General features: G+C 61.1%; 15 protein-coding genes. All 15 read right to left on the minus strand.

The features are described 5' to 3' along the window. Positions 1–8: 8 nt before the first annotated feature. The 15 genes from fusA to sigH all read right to left on the minus strand — a co-directional run bounded on the left by fusA (position 9) and on the right by sigH (position 16,137). Entirely contained in the window at positions 9–2,084 is a 2,076-nt protein-coding gene (gene fusA / locus AC27E8_RS09825; RefSeq protein ID WP_487099141.1) for an elongation factor G, read from the minus strand. A 27-nt stretch (positions 2,085–2,111) separates the two neighbouring features. Continuing rightward, positions 2,112–2,582 (minus strand): 30S ribosomal protein S7, encoded by a 471-nt coding sequence (gene rpsG / locus AC27E8_RS09830; RefSeq protein WP_041695513.1) that lies wholly within the window; start codon positions 2,580–2,582, stop codon positions 2,112–2,114. A 95-nt stretch (positions 2,583–2,677) separates the two neighbouring features. Beyond that, complete coding sequence (gene rpsL, locus AC27E8_RS09835; RefSeq protein WP_008339808.1) at positions 2,678–3,091, minus strand: 30S ribosomal protein S12; 414 nt, start codon at positions 3,089–3,091, stop codon at positions 2,678–2,680. 111 nt (positions 3,092–3,202) lie between these two features. Beyond that, positions 3,203–3,460, minus strand: coding sequence for a ribosomal L7Ae/L30e/S12e/Gadd45 family protein (locus tag AC27E8_RS09840; RefSeq protein ID WP_008339811.1), 258 nt, complete (start codon positions 3,458–3,460; stop codon positions 3,203–3,205). Positions 3,461–3,584: 124 nt separating this feature from the next. Further along, complete coding sequence (gene rpoC / locus AC27E8_RS09845) at positions 3,585–7,223, minus strand: DNA-directed RNA polymerase subunit beta' (protein WP_487099140.1); 3,639 nt, start codon at positions 7,221–7,223, stop codon at positions 3,585–3,587. Between the two features lie 48 nt (positions 7,224–7,271). Continuing rightward, on the minus strand, positions 7,272–10,790 hold the full coding sequence (gene rpoB, locus AC27E8_RS09850) for a DNA-directed RNA polymerase subunit beta (RefSeq protein WP_487099284.1): 3,519 nt from the start codon (positions 10,788–10,790) through the stop codon (positions 7,272–7,274). 394 nt (positions 10,791–11,184) lie between these two features. After that, entirely contained in the window at positions 11,185–11,784 is a 600-nt protein-coding gene (locus tag AC27E8_RS09855) for a class I SAM-dependent methyltransferase (RefSeq protein ID WP_487099139.1), read from the minus strand. Positions 11,785–11,844: 60 nt separating this feature from the next. Continuing rightward, positions 11,845–12,219 carry a 50S ribosomal protein L7/L12 gene (gene rplL, locus AC27E8_RS09860; protein WP_014465742.1) on the minus strand — a complete coding sequence of 125 codons (375 nt, stop codon included), beginning with the start codon at positions 12,217–12,219 and terminating at the stop codon, positions 11,845–11,847. A gap of 72 nt (positions 12,220–12,291) precedes the next feature. After that, positions 12,292–12,804 carry a 50S ribosomal protein L10 gene (gene rplJ, locus AC27E8_RS09865; RefSeq protein ID WP_487099138.1) on the minus strand — a complete coding sequence of 171 codons (513 nt, stop codon included), beginning with the start codon at positions 12,802–12,804 and terminating at the stop codon, positions 12,292–12,294. A gap of 215 nt (positions 12,805–13,019) precedes the next feature. Beyond that, positions 13,020–13,721: a 50S ribosomal protein L1 gene (gene rplA, locus AC27E8_RS09870; protein ID WP_014465744.1), complete on the minus strand. Its 702-nt coding sequence runs from the start codon at positions 13,719–13,721 to the stop codon at positions 13,020–13,022. Positions 13,722–13,780: 59 nt separating this feature from the next. Next, positions 13,781–14,209, minus strand: a complete 429-nt coding sequence (rplK, locus tag AC27E8_RS09875) for a 50S ribosomal protein L11 (protein ID WP_035469244.1) — start codon at positions 14,207–14,209, stop codon at positions 13,781–13,783. A 154-nt stretch (positions 14,210–14,363) separates the two neighbouring features. Continuing rightward, positions 14,364–14,909: a transcription termination/antitermination protein NusG gene (gene nusG, locus AC27E8_RS09880; protein WP_014465746.1), complete on the minus strand. Its 546-nt coding sequence runs from the start codon at positions 14,907–14,909 to the stop codon at positions 14,364–14,366. Positions 14,910–14,945: 36 nt separating this feature from the next. Beyond that, positions 14,946–15,179, minus strand: a complete 234-nt coding sequence (secE, locus tag AC27E8_RS09885; protein WP_237699965.1) for a preprotein translocase subunit SecE — start codon at positions 15,177–15,179, stop codon at positions 14,946–14,948. Between the two features lie 34 nt (positions 15,180–15,213). Next, the gene (gene rpmG / locus AC27E8_RS09890; protein ID WP_008339831.1) at positions 15,214–15,363 is read right to left on the minus strand and encodes a 50S ribosomal protein L33; all 150 of its coding nucleotides are present in this window, start codon (positions 15,361–15,363) and stop codon (positions 15,214–15,216) included. 102 nt (positions 15,364–15,465) lie between these two features. Next, positions 15,466–16,137 carry an RNA polymerase sporulation sigma factor SigH gene (gene sigH / locus AC27E8_RS09895; protein ID WP_041695517.1) on the minus strand — a complete coding sequence of 224 codons (672 nt, stop codon included), beginning with the start codon at positions 16,135–16,137 and terminating at the stop codon, positions 15,466–15,468. Between the last annotated feature and the right edge of the window lie 76 nt (positions 16,138–16,213).

Raw genomic sequence — 16,213 nt, forward strand, 5'->3', positions numbered from 1 at the left:
CTCACTCCTTATTCACCTTTGTTCTTCTTAATAATCCCCTCTGCGACGTTCCGCGGAACCTCGTCGTAGTAGGCGAGTTCCATCGAATACGTGCCGCGCCCTTGCGTGCGCGATCGCAGGGAGGTCGAATAACCAAACATCTCAGCCAGAGGCACGTATGCCTTGATGACGCTGGCGTTGCCGCGCGTCTCCATGCCTTCCACGCGGCCGCGGCGGGCGTTGATGTCTCCGAGGATGTCGCCCATGTACTCCTCAGGCACCGTCACCTCGACGCGCATGACAGGCTCAAGCAGGATGGGGTCCGCCTTCTCGGCGCCAGCCTTAAGGGCCATGGAGCCAGCGATTTTGAACGCCATCTCGCTCGAGTCGACCTCGTGGTACGAACCATCGTACAGCGTGGCCTTGATATCCACGAGCGGGTAGCCCGCCAGCACACCGTTGCGCATGGCTTCCTGGATACCTTCTTCGACAGCGGGGATGTATTCCTTCGGCACCACACCGCCGACGATCTTGTTCTCGAACACGAAGCCCTGCCCGCGCTCGAGCGGCTCCAAGATGAGCTTGACGTGGCCGTACTGACCGCGTCCGCCCGACTGCCGGACGAAACGCCCCTCTTGATCCACGCGCTTCGTAATCGTTTCGCGGTATGCCACCTGGGGCTTGCCCACATTGCATTCGACCTTGAATTCGCGCTGCATGCGGTCGACGATGATCTCCAGGTGCAGCTCGCCCATCCCCTGGATGATGGTCTGCCCCGTCTCCTGATCCGTGTAGGTCCGGAATGTCGGGTCTTCCTCCGCCAGCTTCTGAAGCGCGATGGCCATCTTGTCCTGGTCCGCCTTCGTCTTCGGCTCGATAGACACCGAGATGACCGGATCCGGGAAGTCCATCGACTCCAGAATCACCACGTTCTTCTCATCGCAGAGCGTGTCGCCGGTGGTCGTATCCTTGAGACCCACGGCAGCCGCGATGTCACCCGCGTAGACCTCATCGATCTCCTCACGGTGATTCGCGTGCATCTGCAAAATACGCCCAATGCGCTCCCGCTTGCCCTTCGTCGAATTCAGGACGTACGAACCCGACTGCAGCGTCCCGGAGTACACTCGGAAGAAAGCGAGCTTCCCGACGAACGGATCGCTCATGATCTTGAACGCGAGTGCCGCAAACGGCTCGTCGTCGGACGAGTGGCGCTCCACTTCTTGGCCGTCGGGCGTGAACCCCTTGATGGCCGGGATGTCGTTTGGCGCCGGGAGATACTCCACGACCGCATCCAACATGGGCTGAACGCCTTTATTGCGGTACGACGAACCGCACAAGACCGGGAACAGAAGCCCTTTACACGTACCCTCGCGCAGCCCGGCCTTGATCTCTTCGACCGTCAACTCCTCGCCCTCGAGGTACTTCATCATGAGTTCCTCGTTGACTTCGGCGACGGCCTCAATCATCTCGGCGCGCTTCTCTTCAGCAAGCGCCTGCAACTCAGGCGGAATGTCCGTGTTCTCGGCGCGTGTGCCGAGATCGTCCGTATAGATGATGGCCTTCATCTCGATGAGATCGACCATCCCCTTGAAGGTATCCTCCGCGCCGATGGGCAGCTGAATCGGGACCGCCTTGGCACCGAGGCGCTTCTTCATCTGCTCCACGCACCCAAGGAAGTCAGCGCCCACGATGTCCATCTTGTTGACGTAGGCGATACGAGGAACGTGGTACTTGTCAGCCTGCCGCCACACCGTCTCGGACTGGGGCTCGACGCCCATTTTGGCGTCGAAGACCGCTACCGCGCCGTCGAGCACGCGCAGCGAACGCTCCACTTCGACTGTAAAGTCCACGTGGCCTGGCGTGTCGATGATGTTAATGCGGTGCCCCTTCCATTGACAGGTCGTAGCGGCGGACGTGATGGTGATTCCGCGCTCCTGCTCCTGGACCATCCAGTCCATCGTCGCGGCACCTTCGTGCACTTCGCCGATCTTGTGGACGCGGCCCGTGTAAAACAGGATACGCTCGGTCGTGGTCGTCTTACCGGCATCGATGTGAGCGATAATGCCGATATTCCGCGTCTTCTCGAGCGGGAATGCGCGTGCCATCGCGCCGCCTCCCTTCTAACCGTCAGATTACCAGCGATAATGCGCAAACGCCTTGTTGGCTTCCGCCATGCGGTGCGTGTCCTCGCGCTTGCGAACCGCGCCGCCCGTGTTGTTCGCAGCATCCATCAGCTCTGCGGCCAAACGGTATTCCATGCCTTTCTCGTTCCGCAGACGGGCGTACTGGACCAGCCAGCGAAGACCCAGCGAAACGCGGCGCTCCGGCCGAACCTCCACAGGCACCTGATAGTTCGAACCGCCCACGCGGCGAGCCTTGACCTCCAGCACCGGCATCACATTTCGCAGCGCCGCCTCAAAGACCTCCATCGGATCCTTGCCGGTGCGCTCACGAATGATATCAAACGCCTTGTACACAATGCGCTCAGCGATGCCCTTCTTCCCGTCGACCATCACCTTGTTAATCAGGCGAGCCACCAACTTGTTGTTGTACACGGGATCCGGCAACACGTCACGCTTTGGGACGGGCCCCTTTCTCGGCACACTGCCCCCTCCTTTCCAAGGACATCATCAACGTCTCCATGCACATCATCAACATCGAAGCGATGTTCGAGAATCCTCAAGCAGCCGTGAGACCTTTACTTCTTCGGCCGCTTCGCCCCGTACTTGGAGCGACCCTGCATGCGATCCTTCACGCCAGCCGCGTCCAACGCACCGCGGACGATGTGGTAGCGCACACCAGGCAGGTCCTTGACACGCCCGCCGCGGACCAGCACGACGGAGTGCTCCTGCAAATTGTGCCCGATACCGGGGATGTACGCCGTGACCTCAATGGTGTTGGTCAGGCGGACACGCGCATACTTCCGCAACGCCGAGTTTGGCTTCTTCGGCGTCATGGTGCCCACACGCGTGCACACGCCGCGCTTCTGCGGAGACGGCAGGTTCGTCAGCTTCTTGGTCTGGCTGTTGTAGCCGAATTGCAGCGCAGGCGCCTTGGACTTCTTCACGACGGCCTTCCGGCCTTTGCGCACCAATTGGTTAATGGTCGGCACCCGTGCACCTCCTCTCAAGTGTTCCAATCCTCGCGGTTGACCCTCTCGCAAGACCACAGACCCTGGTGGTTCATCGGTCCGCAAACAAAAACACGCCACAGCGAAGCCCCGCTACTCTGCCAGGATGCAGGCGGACGCCGCGCCGACCTCAATGCCGCAAGCCTTCCCGAGTTGCCTCATGGTGTCGACCCATTCAATCGGAACCCCGAGCTTCGACGCCAACTGCACCACAGGTTCCGTCACTCTCGGCTCGGCATCCTTCGCGACATACACGCACACCACGCGACCAGACGGTTGCCTCAGCGCCTTGAGCGTCTGGTTGGTGCCGACGGTCTTCTTCTTCGCTTGGCGTATGTCGTCAAGGGACACCGCACGATCCTCCTCAATGGAAAACATCGTGCTGACGCACACTAGGGAATTCTATCATCGCGATTTCCGGGCTGTCAACCAAACGCCGGTCGACAGCCCGAATTTCCCAGCGACTGGGCCCTCGTCATTCGGCGCTCGAGACAGCCTCGGTTTCGGCGCCCTCTTCGCCCGTCGCAGCCGCTTCTGCGTCGCCCGGACGGACCACCTCGGGCTCGACATTGCGATATCTCACCATGCCCGTGCCCGCCGGGATCAGCTTGCCGATGATCACATTCTCCTTCAGGCCGAGCAGGCGATCGACCTTGCCCTTAATGGCCGCCTCGGTGAGCACGCGCGTCGTCTCCTGGAAGGACGCGGCCGAGAGGAACGAGTCCGTCTCAAGCGACGCCTTGGTAATGCCGAGCAACGCCGGACGCGCCACGGCAGGCTCTTTGCCGGACAGCAGCGCCTCCCGGTTGGCCGCCTCGTACTCGAACAAATCCACGTACGTCCCCGGCAACAGGTCCGTATCGCCTGCGTCGAGAATGCGAACCTTGCGCAGCATCTGCCGGATCATGACCTCGATGTGCTTGTCGTTGATGTCCACGCCCTGCAGCCGGTAGACGCGCTGCACCTCGCGCAGCAGATAGTTCTGCACGCCCTGCAGGCCCTTCACGCGAAGCATTTCCTTCGGGTCCACCGAGCCCTCCGTGAGCTCTTCGCCAGCCTCCAACTGCTGGCCGACACTGACCCGAATGCGCGATCCGTATGGAATCTGGTACGTCTTCGTCTCGCTCTCGCCAGTGAGCTCAATTTCGCGCTTGTCCTTGCCCTCACGGATGTCGGTGATCACGCCGTCGAACTCCGCGATCACGGCCTGGCCCTTGGGGTTGCGGGCCTCGAAGAGCTCCTGTACGCGCGGCAGACCTTGCGTGATATCGTCACCCGCCACGCCGCCCGTGTGGAACGTGCGCATGGTGAGCTGCGTACCCGGCTCGCCGATGGACTGCGCCGCGATGATGCCGACCGCTTCGCCCACCTCGACCATGTCCCCCGTCGCCAAGTTGCGGCCGTAGCAGAGCTGGCACACCCCGTGGCGCGTGCGGCAGGTCAGGACGGAGCGGATGGTCACTTCTTTAATGCCCGCCGCGACAATCTTGTCCGCGGCCTCCTCGTCAATCATTTCATTCTTACCGACGATCTTCTCGCCCGTCTCCGGATGGTACACATCCTGGAACGCGACACGACCTTCCAGGCGATCGCGCAGGTCTTCGATGACCTCGCTGCCGTCCCGGATCTCCATCACGCGCAGGCCCTTGTCCGTGCCGCAGTCGTGCTCGCGCACGATGGTATCCTGCGCCACGTCGACGAGGCGCCGCGTGAGATAACCCGAGTCCGCCGTGCGCAGCGCCGTATCAGCGAGACCCTTGCGCGCGCCGTGGGTCGAGATGAAGTACTCCAACACGGACAGGCCCTCACGGAAGTTGGACTTGATGGCCAGCTGGATGATCTCGCCCGACGGGTTCGCCATGAGTCCGCGCATGCCCGCGAGCTGCGTGATCTGCGAGTTGGAACCGCGCGCACCCGAGGTGGCCATCATGTAAATGGGGTTGAATTGGTCCATGCTCTCCATGAGAATGGACGAAATCTGCTCCTTGGCCTCCGACCAGATCTGGCTGAAGGTGACGTACTGCTCCTCTTCCGTGATGAGGCCGCGCCGATATTGAAGCTTCAGCTTGTGCTCTTTGGCCTCCGCTTCGGCGATGATGCGCTTCTTCTCTTCTGGCACCACGATGTCGCTGATCGAGATGGTAATCCCGGCGAGCGTCGAATAATGGAAGCCGAGCCGCTTCACCTTGTCGAGGATCTCGGCCGTCATCGTCGTGCCGTAGCGACGGAAGCATTCGGCCAGAATGTTCCCCAGATCCTTCTTGATGATGGCCTTTGGGATCGGCCGCTTGAGAATCGCCTCGCGGATGTCCACGCCCTTCTCGAAGATGAACGTCTCGTCCGGCGGACCGCCGAGCAGGTTGGACTTCGCCGCAGAGTTCAGATACGGGAAGTCGGCCGGGAAGATGCTGTTGAAGATGAGCTTGCCCGGCGTCGTGATCAGAAGCGCATTCGCTTGTTTTTCCGTAAACGACGTCTTGCCAACCGCCTTGGCCGGCAGCGCGATGCGCGACTGCAGCGTGATGAGCCGCTGATGGAGCGCATACTCCACCTCGGACACGGACGCAAAGACTTTGCCCTCGCCGGGCGCGCCCTCGCGCTCGATGGTCAAATAGTACGATCCCAACACCATGTCCTGCGTCGGCGTGACGACCGGCTTGCCGTCCTTCGGGTTCAGGATGTTGTGCGCGGCAAGCATGAGCAACCGCGCCTCCGCCTGAGCCTCGGCGGAAAGCGGCACGTGCACGGCCATCTGGTCGCCGTCGAAGTCCGCGTTGTACGCCGTGCAGACCAGAGGATGCAACTTGATGGCGCGGCCTTCGACAAGGACAGGCTCGAACGCCTGAATGCCCAAGCGGTGCAGCGTCGGCGCGCGGTTCAACAGCACAGGATGCTGTTTGATCACGTCCTCGACGACATCCCAGACTTCGTCCGACACGCGTTCAACCTTGCGCTTCGCGCTCTTGATGTTGTGCGCAAGCCCGCGCGCCACCAGTTCCTTCATGACGAACGGCTTGAACAACTCAAGCGCCATCTCTTTCGGCAGGCCGCACTGGTACATGCGCAACTCGGGACCCACCACGATGACGGATCGACCAGAATAGTCGACCCGCTTGCCGAGCAAGTTCTGGCGGAAGCGGCCCTGCTTGCCCTTCAGCATGTGCGACAGGCTCTTGAGCGGCCGATTGCCAGGCCCCGTCACCGGGCGACCGCGCCGGCCGTTGTCGATCAGCGCGTCCACGGCCTCCTGCAACATTCGCTTCTCGTTCTGCACGATGATGTCGGGCGCGCCGAGATCGAGCAGTCGCTTCAGGCGGTTGTTGCGGTTGATGACGCGGCGGTACAGATCGTTCAGGTCGGACGTGGCGAAGCGGCCGCCGTCCAGCTGCACCATGGGACGCAGGTCCGGCGGAATGACCGGCAGCGCTTCGAGGATCATCCAGCTCGGCTTGTTGCCAGACTGGCGGAACGCCTCGATGACCTCCAGGCGCTTGATGGCGCGGTTGCGCCGCTGCCCTTGGGCCGTGCGCAGTTCTTCGCGCAGGATCTCGACCTCGCGGTCGAGATCGATCTCCTGCAGGAGCGTGCGAATCGCCTCGGCGCCCATGCCTGCCTTGAACGCGTAGCCGTACTTCTCGCGGTAGGATCGATACTCTTTCTCCGAGAGCAGCTGCTTCTTCTCGAGCGGCGTGTCGCCAGGATCGGTCACGACATACGACGCGAAGTAGATGACTTCCTCGAGCGCCCGCGGCGACATGTCGAGGATGAGCCCCATGCGGCTCGGGATGCCCTTGAAGAACCAGATGTGCGAGACAGGCGCCGCCAGCTCGATGTGCCCCATACGCTCGCGGCGCACCTTGGACCGCGTGACCTCGACGCCGCAGCGGTCACACACGACACCCTTGTAGCGGATCCGCTTGTACTTGCCGCAGTGGCACTCCCAATCCCGCGTCGGGCCGAAGATCTTCTCGCAGAACAGCCCCTCCTTCTCCGGGCGGAGCGTGCGGTAGTTGATAGTCTCCGGCTTTTTCACCTCGCCGTGGGACCAGGAGCGGATCTTTTCCGGCGACGCGAGCCCAATCTTCATGAACTCAAAGTTGTTCAGGTCAAACAACTTGTGCACCCTCCAATCGTCGTGCCTGGGTATCGGTCTCGCACAGGGTCAATCGCCGACCTCGTTGTACTCCAGGTTCAGATTGAGCTTGTCGGGGCTGTCCTCGTCGTCGTCCATCTCCTTCATCTCGATCTCGCGCTCGTCGCCGCTCAAGATCTTCACGTCCATCCCCAGGCTCTGGAGCTCCTTGATGAGCACCTTGAACGACTCTGGCACACCTGGCTCCGGCACGTTCTCGCCCTTGACGATGGCCTCGTACGTCTTCACGCGCCCCACCACGTCGTCCGACTTGACGGTGAGAAGCTCCTGCAAGGTGTAGGCCGCGCCGTACGCCTCTAGCGCCCAGACCTCCATCTCGCCAAACCGCTGGCCGCCGAACTGGGCCTTGCCTCCGAGCGGCTGCTGAGTGACGAGCGAGTACGGACCCGTGGACCGCGCGTGGATCTTGTCGTCCACCAGATGGTGCAGCTTCATCATGTACACGTATCCCACAGTGACGCGGTTTTCGAACGGTTCGCCGGTCCGACCGTCGTACAGGACCTGCTTGCCGTCCTCAGGCAAGCCCGCCTCGCGAAGCGTCTCAAACACGTCCTCCGGCTTGGCGCCGTCAAACACGGGCGTCGCCATCTTCAGCCCCAGCACCTTCGCGGCCATGCCCAGGTGCGTCTCCAGCACCTGACCGATGTTCATACGCGACGGCACGCCGAGCGGATTCAGCACGATCTCGACCGGCGTCCCATCCTCCAAAAACGGCATATCCTCTTCCGGCAGGATGCGTGCCACCACGCCCTTGTTGCCGTGGCGTCCGGCCATCTTGTCGCCTTCCGAAATCTTGCGCTTCTGCGCGACGTACACGCGCACCAACTGGTTTACGCCAGCGGGCAACTCGTCGCCGTTCTCGCGCGTGAACACCTTGACGTCTACGACAATGCCAGCACCGCCATGCGGCACGCGCAGAGACGTGTCTCGCACCTCGCGGGCCTTCTCGCCGAAAATCGCGTGCAACAGCCGCTCTTCCGCCGTGAGCTCCGTCACGCCCTTCGGCGTCACCTTCCCGACGAGGATGTCGTTCGTGGTGATCTCCGCCCCAATGCGGATGATCCCGCGTTCGTCGAGGTTTTTGAGCGCGTCTTCGCCGACGTTCGGAATGTCGCGGGTGATCTCCTCAGGCCCGAGCTTCGTGTCGCGCGCCTCAATCTCGTACTCCTCGATGTGAATGGACGTGTAGATGTCCTCCTTCACCATCTTCTCGGAGATGAGAATCGCATCCTCGTAGTTGTAACCCTCCCAGGTCATGAACGCGACGAGCACGTTCCGCCCGAGAGCCAGCTCGCCGTTTTGGGTGGCCGGCCCATCCGCGAGAATATCCCCGACTTTGACGCGATCGCCCTCGCGCACAATCGGCCGCTGGTTCAGGCAGGTGTTCTGGTTCGAACGCGCGAACTTGATGAGCTTGTACTTGTGGACGTTGCCTTTCACGACCTGCCCGTCCACGACGGCTTCCTCGCGCACCCAGATCTCGCGCGCCGTTACGCGTTCCACGACGCCGTTGTGCTTCGAAACCACACAGACACCAGAATCCTTCGCCGCTTGGTACTCCATGCCCGTCCCCACGAGCGGCGAATCGGTCACGAGCAGCGGCACCGCCTGGCGCTGCATGTTCGACCCCATCAGCGCGCGGTTCGCGTCGTCGTTCTCGAGGAACGGAATGAGCGCCGTCGCCACGGACACGACCTGCTTCGGCGAGACGTCCATGTAGTCGATGCGATCCCGGCTCACGGTGATCACGTCTTCGCGCGAGCGCACCGTGATCTCCTCGGCCACGAAATGGCCGTCCTCGGTCAGCGGCTCGTTCGCCTGCGCGATGAGGTAGTTTTCCTCCTCATCCGCCGTCAGGTAGTCAATCTGATCCGTCACCACGCCCGTCTCTGGATCGACGCGCCGGTACGGGGTCTCGATGAAGCCGTACTCGTTCACCCGAGCGTAGGTCGAGAGCGAGTTGATGAGACCGATGTTCGGGCCTTCGGGCGTCTCGATGGGGCACATGCGGCCGTAGTGCGAGTAGTGCACGTCGCGCACCTCGAAACCGGCCCGCTCGCGCGTGAGGCCGCCGGGGCCAAGCGCCGAGAGGCGCCGCTTGTGCGTAAGCTCGGCGAGCGGATTCGTCTGATCCATGAACTGCGAAAGCTGGCTGGACCCAAAGAACTCCTTGATGGCCGCAATCACCGGGCGAATGTTGATCAGCGCCTGCGGCGTGATGGCGCTCGCGTCCTGGATGGACATGCGCTCGCGGACCACGCGCTCCATGCGGGAGAGCCCGATGCGGAACTGGTTTTGCAACAGCTCGCCCACCGAGCGCAGGCGCCGGTTGCCCAGATGATCGATGTCGTCCGTCGTCCCGACGCCGCGCAACAGGTTGAAGAAGTACGAGATGGCGGCGATGATGTCCGACGGCGTGATGTATTTGACGTCCGCTGGCAGTTCGCCGTTCGAGATGACGTGCAGGATCTTTCCGTCCTCTGCCGGGCTGAAAATCTTCACCATCTGCAACGGGATCTCGTCCTGTTCAAACAAATCCCGCGTGCCTCGGATGGTGAACCTCCCCACCTTGCCAGACAGACGAGGGATGATCCGATCCAGCGTGCGGCGATCCAGCACTGTCCCGGCTTCCGCGATGATCTCGCCCGTCTCCTCGTCGACGAGCGTCTCCGCCAGCCGCTGGTTCAGCAGGCGATTTTTCAGGTGGAGCTTTTTGTTGATCTTATACCGGCCGACCGCGGCGAGATCGTACCGCTTGGGATCGAAGAACCGCGATGCAAGCAGGGCACGCGCGTTCTCGACCGTAGGCGGCTCACCGGGGCGCAGCCGCTCGTAGATCTCGATGAGCGCCCGCTCCGTCGAGTCCGTCGTATCCTTGTCCAGCGTGTTCTGCAGGTACTCGTCCTCGCCCAACAGTTCGATGATCTCGGCGTCAGACGACAATCCCAGCGCCCGAAGCAGCACTGTGATGGGCAGCTTGCGCGTGCGGTCAATTCGGACGTACACGACGTCCTTCGCGTCTGTCTCAAACTCCAGCCACGCGCCGCGGTTCGGAATGACCGTCGCAGCGAACGTGCGTTTGCCATTCTTGTCGATCTTGCTGCTATAATAGACGCTAGGGGAACGGACAAGCTGGCTCACAATGACGCGCTCCGCGCCGTTGATGATGAAGGTGCCCGTCTCGGTCATGAGCGGGAAATCGCCGAGAAACACCTCTTGCTCTTTGACCTCGCCCGTCTCCTTGTTGAGAAGGCGAACCTTCACGCGAAGCGGCGCCGCATACGTCACATCGCGCTCCTTCGATTCTTCCACGTCGTACTTGGGCTCGCCGAGGCTGTAGTCCACGAACTCAAGCACAAGGTTCCCGGTGAAGTCCGTGATGGGAGAGATGTCCGCGAACGTCTCGCGCAGGCCCTCCCGCAGGAACCACTCGTACGACTTCTGTTGGATCTCGATGAGGTTTGGGAGATCGAGGACCTCGCGAATGCGCGCGTAGCTGCGGCGCTCCGCCCATCCGTACTTGACCATGTGTCCCTGCAAAACCGTCACCCCTCAAGCGGATTTATTGGACGATGCGCAAAGGAGGCTTTGCATCAGAGGTCTTCTTGAGCTCGGACGAGCCAAGTCAGACAAAGAGACAAGCGCCGCACACAAAAAGACACCAGGACGACGCCCAATGAGCGACCGCCTGTTCTGGACTTTTGCGTGCAGCACTTCTCTTTCAACTCGGCATGCTAGACGATGATGGACACGCCAGTCGTATTCACCTATTCCCCAAAATGATGGATTTTATGCGCGAAGAGGAGGCATCCGTCCAAACAACTCAGTTTGCATTGGTTGATGATATCACATGCTGGGGCTTCGATCAAGCGAAAGATGGCCTGCGACTCCGATGAATCTCAGGAGTTTCCGCCGCACTGCCTCAGGAACCTTCCCGCACCGCGCAGAATACGAAGTATCCCGCCTTCCGATGCGCGATGTCGACCCGCGCGAACAACTCCCGCAGTTTCACCTCTGTCGACGGTGCCCCGTGCTTCTTTTGAATTACCACCCACAGCTTGCCCCCTGGCTTCAGCGCTCGGCGCGCCTCCTCGTACAGGCGAAACACCGTGGCCTTGCCCGCGCGGATCGGCGGATTCAAAAGGACGTGATCGAACCGGAGCTCGATTTCTGGCGGGATGCCGTCGTGATGAAGCACCACGGGCGGAGGGACCACATCGGCCGTATTGCGGCGCGCGAGCTCAACGGCCCGGCGATTGACGTCGATCATCCACCACTTTACGCCGGGATACGCGCGGGCGAGGATGGCCGTCACCGGGCCATAGCCACAGCCGAGATCGAGCGCAGAAGCCGCACCGGTGAGGTCGACCGCTTCAATCAGGCGGCGCGTCCCTTCGTCCAAGCCCGCTTTGCTGAACACACCGCGATCTGTCACCAACTCCACCGTGATGCCGCGGGCCTGAACCCGGACCACACGCTCTTCGCTCGGCGCAGAAGGGTCTCCCTGAAAGTAATGCTCCACATCGCCACCTCCGGTAAGCGAAAGGGGTGCCCATCGGGCACCCCTCGACGCTCTGCGTGTTTACTTGATTTCGACCGAAGCGCCGGCCTCTTCGAGTTTCGCCTTGATACTCTCGGCCTCTTCCTTCGAGACCTTCTCCTTGATGGGCTTCGGCGCGCCGTCCACGAGATCCTTCGCTTCCTTCAGGCCGAGGCCCGTGATCTCGCGCACTACCTTGATGACGTTGATCTTCGAAGCGCCCGCGGACGCCAGGATCACGTCGAACTCCGTCTGCTCAGCCTGAGCCGCCTCACCAGCGCCCGGCGCCGCGCCCGCAAACGCAACCGGCGCAGCCGCCGTCACGCCGAACTCTTCCTCGATAGCCTTGACCAGCTCGTTCAACTCGAGCACCGTCATGTTTTTCACAGCTTCCAAGATCTCAGCCGTGGTCATCACAAAGCCCTCCTCATCCGATGAGTTTTCGCATCAACGCGCAACTTGCAACGCCCGAATGCGCGAGCATCCGGTTCACTCGGCCGCTGCAGTCGCTTCGCCGCCCTGCTTTTCGGCCACCTGCGACAACACATACGCCAAATTGCGCATGGGCGCCTGCAGGACGCTGAGCAACATCGACAAGAGCCCCTCGCGCGACGGCAGTTTCGCGAGTGCTTCAATCTCTTTCGCATCGACGACCTTGCCCTCGACATATCCGCCCTTCAGCTCGAGCGCCTTGTGGTCGCGCGAGAACTCATGCAGGATCTTCGCCGGCGCGACGGGATCGTCGTAGCTGAAGGCGATAGCCGTCGGCCCCGTCAGGAACGGCTCCAACCCCTCAATCTCGGCCTGCTGGGCCGCACGCGTCGTCAGCGTGTTCTTGACGACGGAGTAATCGATCCCGGCCTGGCGCAGGCGCGCGCGCAGCTCGGTGTCCTCCGCCACCGTGAGGCCCCGGTAGTCGGCGAGCACGATACTCTTGCTGCGGCGCATCCGCTCGGCGACGGACTGCACAATCTGCTCTTTTTCGGCACGGCGAATCGCCAAACCGCCCACCTCCCCGCAAAAGATGACCTTTACACAGCGAAAGGCGCCTCGACGACGCGAGGCGCCCACGAAATTCGACATGCCCATTGCACATCGGTGCGGGTAACGCCTCGGCAGGCAACTTTCACTGCCCTGGACGGGCAGACCTGCTGTCTACGGCCTTTCGCTATGGATGTTATAGCATACGAACACGGTTCTGGCCAGATCTCGCTGACTCACTCGCCGACCGCCGCGCGCTGCGGGTTGACGCGGATGCCAGGCCCCATGGTGGACGACACCGTCACGCCCCGCACATATGTGCCTTTTGCAGCTGGCGGCTTCGCCTTGACGAGCGCGCTCATCAGCGCTCGGAAATTCTCGACGAGCTGCTCCTTCTCGAACGACGCCTTGCCAATCGGGCAGTGAATGATACCTGCTTTGTCCAAGCGGTACTCAACCTTACCGGACTTGATCTCATTCACCGCGCGCGCGACGTCGAACGTCACCGTCCCGGTCTTCGGGTTTGGCATCAAGCCACGGGGACCGAGGATGCGGCCGAGACGCCCGACCGCGGGCATCATGTCCGGCGTCGCCACAGCGACGTCGAAGTCCAGCCAGCCCTGCGAGATCTTCTGAATCAGGTCTTCGTCACCGACGAAGTCCGCGCCCGCCTCCTGGGCCTCCCGAGCCTTCTCGCCCTTGGCGAAGACGAGGACCCGAGGCGTCTTGCCGGTGCCGTGCGGAAGCACGACCGCGCCGCGGACCTGCTGATCCTGCTTTTTCGGATCCACGCCCAGGCGGACCGCGACCTCCACCGTCTCGTCAAACTTGGCGGTGGCGGTTTTCTTCACGAGGTCCATCGCCTCTTCGACGTCGTACAGTTTATTCCGATCCACGAGCTTATGAAGCTCCTGGAGACGCTTGCTGACCTTTGCCATGTCACTCACCTCCGCGTGGTAATCGGTTGTGGAAACCTCCCACGGGCTCCCGCTTGCCGTCAGTCGACAACCGTGATGCCCATGCTGCGGGCCGTACCTTCGACCATCCGCATGGCGGCCTCGATCGACGCAGCATTCAAGTCTTGCATCTTCTGTTCGGCAATCTCGCGAACTTGCGCTCGCGTCACCTTGCCTACTTTGACGCGGTTCGGCTCTGCCGAACCCGTCTCGATGCCAGCCGCCTTCTTGAGCAACACGGAAGCCGGCGGGGTCTTCAACTCAAACGTGTACGAGCGGTCCTCATACACGTAGATGACGACCGGAATGATCAAACCGACCTGATCGGCCGTGCGGGCGTTGAACTCCTTACAGAAGCCCATGATGTTGCCCACTTGCGCTTGACCGAGCGCAGGACCTACCGGCGGCGCAGGCGTTGCCTTCCCGGCTGGAATTTGCAGCTTCACAACCTTGACGACCTTTTTCGGCAACACAGCCACCTCCTTCACACGAGATGTGGTGTTCGGGGTTTGCCCTCCCACAGAAAACCATCTATGGCAAGCCTAGCTTTGGCCAGGCTACAGAAAGCCGCCGGCATGAGGCCGACGAACTCACTGCCGCATCTCAGACCGCGCAAACCACACCTTAAGGCAAGTGCTCCACCTGGGTAAAGTCGGCCTCCAGCGGCGTTTCGCGCCCGAACATGGAGACGAGAACCTTGAGCTTCTGGTGCTCCGGATGAACCTCCTCAACCGTCCCGACCATGTCCGCGAACGGGCCGCTGATCAAGCGCACGACGTCGCCGACCTTGAACTGTGCCACGGGCTTCGCTTCATTCACACCCATGGAACGCAGGATCTGTTCGACCTCGTGAGGCATGAGCGGCACAGGCTTCGATCCGGCGCCAGGCGATCCGACAAAGCCGGTCACGCCCGGCGTGTTGCGCACGACATACCAGGAGTCGTCCGTCATGATCATCTCGACCAGGACGTAACCTGGGTACGTCTTGCGTTGCACCACGCGCTTTTTGCCGTTTTTGATCTCGACAGCCTCTTCCGTAGGCACGACGACGCGGAAGATCCGGTCTTCCATGCCCATGGTCTGCACGCGGCTTTCGAGATTGCTCTTGACCTTGTTCTCGTAGCCGGAGTATGTGTGAATCACATACCACTGCTTCTCAAGATTCTCCATTGAGCAGGGCGAGCAGCCCGCCACCCCCATGACGCGTTAATCTACGCCGATGGCCGACATCGCCGCAGAAACGCCGATGTCAAACGCCCAGATGAGCACACCCAAGATGGCACACACCAAAAGGCAGGCCGCCGTATACACCACGACCTCACGGCGCTTCGGCCAACGAACGCGCTTTAACTCCCGGAACGATTCCTTGAAGAAAGCGACGATGCCCGTGCGCTTCGCGTGCTGATTCAGTTCCACGAGGGTATCGTTCGGTTTCGCCACGTTCGATGCTCCTTTGTGAGCCATAAACGGCGCCTCAACGGGTCTCGCGGTGCGTCGTGTGCGAGTTGCAGGTGGGGCAATACTTCTTCAGTTCCAGACGATCCGGATCATTCTTCTTGTTCTTCGTCGTCGTATAGTTCCTCTGTTTGCACTCCGTGCAAGCGAGGGTGATGATCTCGCGCATTGTGGCACCTCCCCGTGTCAGCCGACCACGAAACCGATGTCTCGGTCATGGACGCAGAAACAGAAGAACCCCCGAACCGGGGCTCATACCTGCACAACATTATCATATCACGTTGCGCACCGTCAAGTATTTCTCCAGTTTCCGCTTGACCCGTTGAAGCGCGTTGTCGATGGATTTGACATGCCGAGCGAGATCCACGGCAATCTCCTGATACGAACGCCCGTCGAGATACAGCATCAACACTTGGCGCTCCAAATCGCTCAGCAATTCGGCCATCTTACCCTCAATATCGTCAAACTCTTCCTGGTTTATAATCAGCTCTTCCGGATCCGCGACGCGCACGGTACAGATGACGTCGAGCAGCGTGCGATCCGAATCCTCATCATAAATGGGCTTGTCCAGCGAAACATAGGAATTGAGAGGAATATGCTTTTGTCTCGTGGCTGTTTTGATAGCGGTGATAATCTGGCGCGTGATGCACAGTTCAGCAAACGCCTTGAAGGAGGAGAGCTTGTCTCCGCGAAAATCGCGGATGGACTTATAGAGTCCAATCATGCCTTCCTGCACGATGTCTTCCCGATCAGCCCCAATGAGAAAGTACGACCGCGCCTTGGCCCGAACAAAATTCTTGTATTTGTGAATCAAATAGTCGAGCGCGTCGGTGTCGCCTCGATGAACAGCCTCAACCAACTCTTCGTCCGTCATGTTCTCGTAGGGCGCCGTGTCGTACGGCGGGGCCGCATCGGCGTCTCTAGGTGTCGGCTGCGTCGACAAACTCTATCACCCCGAGCCTCGTGAATGAGGCCATTATACATGATGCCAGTTGAGAGGATCAATTGCGTTGAGACAG

It is taken from the genome of Alicyclobacillus sp. CIJ1, from assembly GCF_057538885.1.

What these genes read in the sequence shown, in the direction of transcription:
- rpmG (WP_008339831.1), bottom strand. Translation starts at nt 15,363, where the DNA reads ATGCGCGAGATCATCACCCTCGCTTGCACGGAGTGCAAACAGAGGAAC.
- fusA (WP_487099141.1), bottom strand. Translation starts at nt 2,084, where the DNA reads ATGGCACGCGCATTCCCGCTCGAGAAGACGCGGAATATCGGCATTATC.
- rpoB (WP_487099284.1), bottom strand. Translation starts at nt 10,790, where the DNA reads ATGGTCAAGTACGGATGGGCGGAGCGCCGCAGCTACGCGCGCATTCGC.
- nusG (WP_014465746.1), bottom strand. Translation starts at nt 14,909, where the DNA reads ATGGAGAATCTTGAGAAGCAGTGGTATGTGATTCACACATACTCCGGC.
- rplA (WP_014465744.1), bottom strand. Translation starts at nt 13,721, where the DNA reads ATGGCAAAGGTCAGCAAGCGTCTCCAGGAGCTTCATAAGCTCGTGGAT.